The following is a 9,073-nucleotide window of genomic DNA, read 5'->3' on the forward strand; positions in this document are numbered from 1 at the left end:
CTGCTGGCCAGTGTCCGCACCCAGGTCTACCGGCAGTCCCTGCCGCTGGCCACGGGCAACCTCCCCATCGTGCTCGGTGAGCTGGGGCCGGCCGCCGGGGTGACCGGCGCGGCCCGACTCATCAGCGACCACCTGTTCTCGCCGGCCTGATGTCCGGGCCGGTGCGTGATCCGGCGCGGCGCGGGAGCACTGCTCCGCTCCCGCACCACCGCTCCACTTCCGCACCACCGCACCGCACCAGCAGCACCGCTCCACACCAGCAGCACCGCACCGCAGGCACTACCACGCACGGCAGGCACCACCACCGCACCACGTGTGCAGCACCGCTCCGTACCAGAAGCACTGCTCCGTACCAGAAGCCCCGCTCCGTACCGCCGGCACCGCTCCGAATCAGAAGCACCGCACCGCGCACGTAGCACGCTCCGTATCACCGGCACCGCACCGAGTCCGTAGCACCGTACCGCCTCCGTAGCACCGCCCCGTTCCAAACCCGTAGCACCGCCCCGTTCAAGCAGCAGCCCCGCACCGCCCCGTACCAGCAGTTCCGTCAGCAGTACGGCACCGCCGGCACTGCGCCCTGCCCGCTCACCGGCCGTCCCCAGGCTCCCGGCCACGCCCGAGCGGGGGAGACACCATTCGCCGAGGGGATTCGTCATGGCACCAGAACCACCGCCCCCGCTCGACCCAGTACCCCCGCTCGACCCAGTACTCCCGCTCGACCCAGTACTCCCGCTCGACGCAGCCCCCCTGCTCACGATGTCCGGCATCACCAAGTCCTTCCCCGGTGTGCGCGCCCTCGACGGCGTGGACCTCGAGGTCCAGGCGGGCGAGGTCCACTGCCTCCTCGGCCAGAACGGTGCCGGCAAGTCCACCCTCATCAAGGTGCTCGCCGGCGCCCACCAGCCCGACGACGGGGCCATCACCTGGCAGGGCTCACCCGTCCGGCTCTCCTCGCCGATCACCGCGATGCGTCTCGGCATCGCGACCATCTACCAGGAACTCGACCTGGTGGAAGGCCTGTCGGTCGCGGAGAACGTCTTCCTCGGCCACGAACCGACCACCGCGGGCTTCGTCGTCCGCGGCCGCGAGGCCAGGAACGCGGCCGCCGCGCTGCTGGAACGGCTGGGCCACCCGGAGATCGACCCGTCCCGTGAGGTGGGCGACCTCTCCGCCGCCCATCAGCAGATCGTCTCCATGGCCCGCGCGCTCTCCCACGACGTCCGCCTCATCGTGATGGACGAACCGTCCGCCGCGCTCGACCCCGACGAGGTCGACAACCTCTTCCGCATCGTCGAGGGCCTCACCTCCGACGGCGTGGCCGTCGTCTACATCTCGCACCGGCTGGAGGAGATCCGCCGCATCGGCGACCGGGTGACCGTGCTCAAGGACGGCCGGGCCGTCGCCGTCGGGCTCCCGGCCGCCTCCACCCCCACGCGCGACATCGTCGCCATGATGACCGGCCGCAACGTCGAGTACGTCTTCCCGCCCCGCCCCGCCCCCGGCGCCCGGCAGGCCGCCGTGGAACCCGTACTCACCGTCGAAGGCCTGTGCCGTGAGGGCGAGTTCGAGCCGTTGGACCTGAAGCTGCGGCCCGGCGAGATCGTCGGCCTCGCCGGCCTCGTCGGCTCCGGGCGCTCCGAGATCCTGGAGACCGTCTACGGCGCCCGCAGGCCCACCGCCGGCCGGGTCGAGGTCGCCGGAACCCCGCTGCGCCCCGGCAGCGTCCGGGCCGCCGTCGCCGCGGGCATCGGCCTCGCCCCCGAGGAACGCAAGGCGCAGGCACTGCTGCTGACCGAGTCGGTCACCCGTAACGTCTCGCTCGCCACGCTCTCCCGGTTCGCCCGCGGCGGCTGGCTCGACCGGGGCGCCGAGCGCACGGAACCCGGAGGCCGCCGTCCGCACCCTGTCGGGCGGCAACCAGCAGAAGGCGGTCCTGGCCCGCTGGCTGCTGCGTGGCTGCCGGGTGCTGCTGCTCGACGAACCGACCCGCGGTGTGGACGTCGGTGCCCGCGCCGAGCTCTACGCCGTGATCCGTCGGCTGGCCGACGAAGGCCTCGCCGTCCTGCTCGTCTCCAGCGAGGTGCCCGAAGTCCTGGGCCTCGCCGACCGGGTGCTGGTACTCCGCGAAGGCCGCGTCGTCCACGAGGCCGCCGCCCAGGAGCTCGACGAGCACCGTGTACTCGACCTCGTCATGGAAGGGAGCCCGACGTCATGACACAGCCCGCGCCGTCGGCGCAGCACCACGGGCCGGGGAAGGGGCACACCGACGCCCCCGCCACCCCGCCCTCGAAACGGGGGGCCGCCGGCTCGCGCGCCTCCGGCTTCCGCCTCGACGTACGCAACCTGTCGCTGCTCGGCGTCCTCGCCGTGCTGGTGGCCGTCGGCGGCATCACCGAACCGGACGCCTTCCTGGACACCGGCAACCTCCAGCTGATCCTCACCCAGGCCTCCGTCATCGGGGTCGTCACCGTCGGCGTGACGTTCGTGATCACCAGCGGCGGCATCGACCTGTCCGTGGGGGCGATGGTCGCCCTCGCGTCCGTGTGGGCGACGACGCTGGCCACCCAGGAGTACGGCTTCGCGGGGATCCTGTTCACCGCCATGGTCGTCGGACTCGCCGCCGGGCTGGTCAACGGTCTCCTCATCGCGTACGGGGGGATGGTCCCCTTCATCGCGACGCTGGCCATGCTCGCCTCGGCACGCGGGCTGGCGCTCCAGATCACCGACGGCAAGACACAGATCGTCACGGTGCGTTCGGTCCTGGACCTCGGACTGCCCGACAGCTACGTCCTGGGCATCCCGCCCCTGGTCCTCGTCTTCGCCGCGGTCACCGTGGCCGGCTGGCTGATCCTGAACCGTACGACCTTCGGACGCCGCACGGTCGCGGTCGGCGGGAACGCGGAGGCGGCCAGGCTCGCCGGCATCGACGTACGCCGTCAGCGGCTCTACCTCTACCTGCTGTCCGGACTGTGCTGCGGCATCGCCGCGTTCATGCTGATCATCCTGTCCGGGTCGGGCCAGAACACCAACGGCAACCTGTACGAACTGGACGCCATCGCCGCCGCGATCATCGGCGGAACGCTGCTGAGCGGCGGCCGGGGCACGATCATCGGATCCGTCCTCGGCGTTCTCGTCTTCACCACGATCACCAACATTTTCGCCCTCAACAACCTGCAGAGCGACGTCCAGCAGATAGCCAAGGGCGCGATCATCGTCGCGGCCGTCCTGGTCCAGCGCCGCACTCTCCGCGGCGGCACCTGAGCCGTACCCCCTACCGCACGCACCGGCACCCATCCGTACGACGCACCGGACGAAGGGTTCGACAGCCATGCCAGAAACAAGCCGCAGAGGACTGCTCTTCGGCACCGCGGCCGTCTCCGCGGGAGCCTTCCTCACCGCCTGCACCAGCAACGAGCCCAAGGAGAAGGAGACCGCGCAGAACAACCAGCCGGCCGCCGACGACAAGCCGGGAAAGCCCGTCACCATCGGCTTCGCCGGACCGCAGGCCGACCACGGCTGGCTCAACGCGATCAACGTGCAGGCCAAGTCGCGGGCGGAGAGGTACTCCGAGGTGACCCTGGAGACCACCGAGGGCTCCAACGACACCGCCGCGCAGATCGGCCAGGTCAAGACCCTCATCAACAAGAAGGTCGACGTCCTGGTCGTCCTCCCCGCCGACGGCAAGGCACTCACCCAGGTCGGCCTGGAAGCCATGAGGGCCGGCATCCCCGTCGTCAACCTCGACCGCGTCTTCGCCTCCCCGCAGGCCTACCGCTGCTGGGTCGGCGGCGACAACTACGGCATGGGCCTCAACGCCGGGCACTACATCGGCGAACAGCTCAAGGGCAAGGCGGACGCCAAGGTCGTCGAGCTGGCCGGCATCGACAACCTGGAACTGACCAAGCAGCGCAGCCAGGGCTTCGCCGACGCCCTGAAGAACTACTCCAACATCAAGCTGGTGGCCCGTCAGGCCGCCGACTTCACCGTGGAGTCCGGCCAGGCCAAGATGGCGCAGCTGCTCCAGGCGCAGAAGCGGTTCGACGCCCTGTGGAACCACGACGACGACCAGGGCGTGGGCGCGCTGCGGGCGATCGAGCAGGCGGGCCGCGACGAGTTCCTCATGGTCGGCGGTGCGGGCGCCAAGTCCGCCATGGACGCCATCAAGGCCGGGAACAGCGTCCTGAGGGCCACGGTCCTGTACCCGCCGACGATGGCCGCGTCCGCCATCGACCTGGCCCGCGCGCTCGGCCAGAGCAAGGGCGTCGCCGGGCTCGCCGAGATGGAGATCCCCACCTCCCTGACCCTGTACTCGGCCGTGGTCAGCAAGGACAACGTCGACCAGTACCTGCCGACGGGCTTCAGCTGACCGGGCCCCGCCGCCGCCACCGAACCACCGACGAGGAGGAAGTCCGCATGGCTCTTGGAGAAGACACGGAGCAGGAGGCCGGGGCGTCGCCGCCGGCACACCGGCCGACGGCGACGATCGGCGTCGGCATGGTCGGATACGCGTTCATGGGCGCCGCCCACTCACAGGGCTGGCGCACCGCGGGCCATGTCTTCGACCTGCCGGTCAGACCCGTCCTCGCCGCGATCTGCGGACGCGACCGCACGGCGGTCGAGGCCGCCGCCGCCCGCCACGGGTGGGCGGCGGCGGAGACGGACTGGCGTGCCCTGATCGCCCGGGACGACGTGGACCTGGTCGACATCTGCACCCCCGGCGACAGCCACGCCGAGATCGCCGTCGCCGCCCTGGAGGCGGGCAAGCACGTCCTGTGCGAGAAGCCCCTCGCCAACACCGTCGCCGAGGCGGAGGCGATGGCCGAGGCGGCCGAACGCGCCGCGGCCCGCGGGCAGGTGGCGATCGCGGGCTTCAACTACCGCAAGGTGCCCGCCCTCACCTACGCCCGCTCGCTGATCGCGGGCGGGCGGCTGGGCACGCTGCGGCACGTGCGGGCCGCCTACCTCCAGGACTGGCTCGTGGACCCCCTGTCGCCGTTGACCTGGCGGCTGAAGCGCGAGCACGCCGGCTCGGGCGCGCTGGGGGACCTCGGTGCGCACATCGTCGACCTCGCGCAGTACCTGGCCGGGGAGCCGATCGTCGGGGTCTCCGCGGTCAGCGAGACGTTCGTACGGGAACGCCCGGTCCTCGCCGGGCCCGCCGCCGGGCTCTCCGGGGCCGCCGACGGTGCCGTGCGGGGGGCGGTCACCGTCGACGACGCCGCGCTGTTCACGGGCCGGCTGGCATCCGGCGCGCTGGCCTCCTTCGAGGTGACGAGGATGGCGGCCGGCCGGAAGAACGCCCTGCGCCTGGAGGTCAACGGGCAGCTCGGGTCGATCGCCTTCGACCTGGAACGGCTCAACGAACTGTCCTTCCACGACCACACCGAGCCGGCCGCGTCCGCCGGATTCCGGCGGATCCTCGTCACCGAACCCGAGCACCCCTACCTGGAGGCCTGGTGGCCGCCGGGCCACGGGCTCGGCTACGAGCACACGTTCGTGCACCAGGCGCGTGACGTGGTGCGCGCGATCACCGAGGGGGCCGCCCCCGTCCCGTCGTTCGCCGACGGCCTTCAGGTGCAGAGGGTGCTGGCCGCCGTCGAGGAGAGCGCCGCCAAGAACTCCGTGCACACCCCGGTCCCCTTCTAGGAGGTCCCCGAGCATGCCCCGTCCCTTCACGCTCTTCACCGGCCAGTGGGCCGACCTGCCGCTCGAAGAGGTCTGCCGGCTCGCCCGGGACTTCGGCTACGACGGCCTCGAACTCGCCTGCTGGGGCGACCACTTCGAGGTCGACAAGGCACTCGCCGACCCCGGCTATCTCGACGGCCGGCGACGCCTGCTCGACACGTACGGCCTGAAGTGCTGGGCCGTCTCCAACCATCTGGTGGGCCAGGCCGTCTGCGACAGCCCCATCGACGAGCGCCACCAGGGGATCCTGCCCGCGCGGATCTGGGGGGACGGGGAACCGGAGGGCGTGCGCCGGCGTGCCGCGGAGGAGATCAAGGACACCGCACGGGCCGCCGCCGCCTTCGGCGTCGACACGGTCATCGGTTTCACCGGCTCCTCGATCTGGCACCTGGTCGCCATGTTCCCGCCGGTGCCCCCGCACATGATCGAACGCGGCTACCAGGACTTCGCGGACCGCTGGAACCCGATCCTGGACGTCTTCGACGAGGAGGGGGTGCGCTTCGCCCACGAGGTCCACCCGAGCGAGATCGCCTACGACTACTGGACCACGCACCGCGCCCTGGAGGCGGTCGGCCACCGGCCCGCGTTCGGGCTGAACTTCGATCCGAGCCACTTCGTCTGGCAGGACCTCGACCCGGTCTCCTTCCTGTACGACTTCCGGGAGCGGATCTACCACGTGGACTGCAAGGAGGCCCGCAAACGCCTCGACGGCCGCAACGGCCGCCTGGGCTCCCACCTGCCGTGGGGCGATCCCCGGCGCGGCTGGGACTTCGTCTCCGCCGGGCACGGGGACGTGCCCTGGGAGGACGTGTTCCGGATGCTGCGGTCCATCGGGTACGCGGGACCGGTCTCGGTGGAATGGGAGGACGCGGGCATGGACCGGCTGGCGGGGGCGCCGGAGGCGCTGGCCTCCCTGAAGCGGTTCGACTTCGACCCGCCGAGCGCCTCCTTCGACGCGGCGTTCGGGGGCGGCGGCCAGGGGGTGCCCGACGGCGCCTGACGGAGCTCGGTACCCCTGACGCGGCGGCGGCCGAGCCGGAACCGGCCCGCGCCCGCACAGGGCCGCCCCCGGGGCCACCCCGGCCCCGGGGGCCGTCCGGCCTGCCCGGACACCGCTTTGTCCACCAGCGGGAAAAAGCTCGACGCGCAATCCGCACAAGGGCTTTCCGTCCCGGACGAACCCCGCTACGGTCCCCTACGTGTACACGACATGACTCGCGTCACCGGGAGCCTCAGCAGCCCCCGGTGACGAGCGCGGCAGTCCCCGCGCGGAACGGCAGAACGCACCCGCCCGAGCAACCGGCACTCTCCGGAGGACGCACGTGCACAGAAGCAGCAGACGGCTCCGCGCCCGAAAGACACTCGCACTCCTGACCGGCGGCCTGCTCGCCGCAGCCACCCTCACCCTCGGCTCCCCGGCCGCCGCCGACACCCCGGCCGCCCCGAAGGCCGACGCCGCCGAGGACTTCCAGCAGGTCACCCTCGCCAAGGGAGCCGCCGAAACAGGCGAGCCCATCTCGCTGGCGGTCCTCCCCGACCGCAGCGTGCTGCACACCTCGCGCAGCGGCGAGCTGCGCATCACCGACAGCGCCGGCAACACCCGGATATCCGGCACCCTCCCCGTCTACTCCCACGACGAGGAAGGCCTCCAGGGGGTCGGCATCGACCCCGACTTCGCCGAGAACCGGGCGATCTACCTCTACTACGCACCCCCGCTGGACACCCCCGACGGGGACGCACCGGAGAACGGCACCGCCGAGGACTTCGCGAAGTACGACGGCGTCAACCGGCTCTCCCGCTTCACGCTGAACGAGGACGGCACCCTCGACAACGCCAGCGAGAAGAAGGTCCTCGACATCCCCACCACCCGCGGCATGTGCTGCCATGTGGGCGGTGACATCGACTTCGACGCCGAGGGCAACCTGTACCTCTCGACGGGCGACGACTCCAACCCCTTCTCCTCCGACGGCTTCTCGCCGCTCGACGACCGGGCGGACCGCAACCCGGCCTTCGACGCCCGCCGCACCTCCGGCAACACCAACGACCTCCGCGGCAAGATCCTGCGGATCAAGGTCGCCGACGACGGCTCGTACACCGTCCCCGAGGGCAACCTCTTCGCGCCGGGCACCGACAAGACCCGGCCCGAGATCTACGCGATGGGCTTCCGCAACCCGTTCCGCTTCAGCGTGGACAAGGCCACCGGCATCCTGTACGTCGGCGACTACGGCCCCGACGCCGGCGCCGCCGACCCGAACCGCGGTCCGGCCGGACAGGTCGAGTTCGCCCGGGTGACCGAGCCGGGCAACTTCGGCTGGCCCTACTGCACCGGCGACAACGACGCGTACAACCGCTACGACTTCGCCACCGGTACCTCCGGCGCGAAGTTCGACTGCGCCGCGCCGAAGAACGAGTCGCGGCACAACACCGGCCTGGTCGACCTGCCGCCCGCCCAGGCAGCCTGGATCCCGTACGACGGCGGCTCGCTGCCCGAGTTCGGCACCGGCTCCGAGTCCCCGATGGGCGGCCCCGTCTACCGCTACGACGCGGACCTCGACTCGCCGGTGAAGTTCCCGAAGGAGTACGACGGGGACTTCTTCGCCGGGGAGTTCGGCCGGCAGTGGATCAAGCGCATCGAACAGGACGCCGACGGCACGGTCCGCTCCATCAACGACGTCCCGTGGACCGGCACGCAGATCATGGACATGGCCTTCGGCCCCGACGGCGCCCTGTACGTCCTGGACTACGGCCTGTCCTGGTTCGGCGGTGACGAGAACTCCGCGCTCTACCGCATCGAGAACGCCACCGGCGGCCGCTCACCCATCGCCGAGGCATCCTCGAACAAGACCTCCGGCACCGCACCCCTCAAGGTGAAGTTCTCCTCCGAGGGCACCACCGACGGTGACGGCGACACCCTCACGTACGCCTGGGACTTCGGCGACGGCGGTACGTCCACGGCCGCGAACCCCACGTACACCTACAAGAAGAACGGCACCTACACCGCCACCGTCACCGCCGAGGACCCCACCGGGCGCACCGGCTCGGCCAGTGTGCACGTGACCGTCGGCAACACCGCTCCCGTCGTCGAGATGCACCTCCCGTCCGACGGCCAGCTGTTCGAGTTCGGTGACGCGGTGCCCTTCAAGGTCACCGTCACCGACCCGGAGGACGGCACCATCGACTGCTCCAAGGTCGAGGTCAAGTTCACCCTGGGCCACGACAGCCACGGGCACGACATAACCACCGAGCACGGTTGCGAGGGCACCATCAAGACCGCCATGGAGGGCGGTCACGACCCCAACGCCAACATCTACGGCGGCATCTCGGCCTCCTACACCGACGGCGGGGGCGGCGGCCAGGCCGCACTGTCCGGCCGTGACCAGGCCAAGCT

Annotated in this window: 6 protein-coding genes and 1 pseudogene; all 7 read left to right on the top strand. The window is 71.2% G+C overall.

Features of this window, described 5'->3' with window-relative positions:
- Window positions 1-150, top strand: a 150-nt coding sequence (locus IH13_RS40390) for an ROK family transcriptional regulator (RefSeq protein ID WP_082317503.1), incomplete at its 5' end; no start/stop codon positions are given.
- A 606-nt stretch (window positions 151-756) separates the two neighbouring features.
- Window positions 757-2,215: pseudogene (locus IH13_RS36605) on the top strand (sugar ABC transporter ATP-binding protein).
- Entirely contained in the window at window positions 2,212-3,261 is a 1,050-nt protein-coding gene (locus IH13_RS0103480) for an ABC transporter permease (protein ID WP_031080932.1), read from the top strand. The pseudogene IH13_RS36605 and the gene IH13_RS0103480 overlap by 4 nt, the downstream one beginning before the upstream one ends.
- A 67-nt stretch (window positions 3,262-3,328) precedes the next feature.
- On the top strand, window positions 3,329-4,366 hold the full coding sequence (locus IH13_RS0103485; protein WP_031080933.1) for a substrate-binding domain-containing protein: 1,038 nt from the start codon (window positions 3,329-3,331) through the stop codon (window positions 4,364-4,366).
- Window positions 4,367-4,413: 47 nt separating this feature from the next.
- Entirely contained in the window at window positions 4,414-5,646 is a 1,233-nt protein-coding gene (locus IH13_RS0103490; RefSeq protein ID WP_031080934.1) for a Gfo/Idh/MocA family protein, read from the top strand.
- A gap of 13 nt (window positions 5,647-5,659) precedes the next feature.
- Entirely contained in the window at window positions 5,660-6,685 is a 1,026-nt protein-coding gene (locus IH13_RS0103495; RefSeq protein ID WP_031080935.1) for a sugar phosphate isomerase/epimerase family protein, read from the top strand.
- 322 nt (window positions 6,686-7,007) lie between these two features.
- Window positions 7,008-9,073: PQQ-dependent sugar dehydrogenase (locus tag IH13_RS0103500; RefSeq protein ID WP_031080936.1), on the top strand; the 2,066-nt coding region annotated here is incomplete at its 3' end.

The organism is Streptomyces sp. NRRL WC-3549, assembly GCF_000721935.1.
Lineage (GTDB): Bacteria > Actinomycetota > Actinomycetes > Streptomycetales > Streptomycetaceae > Streptomyces.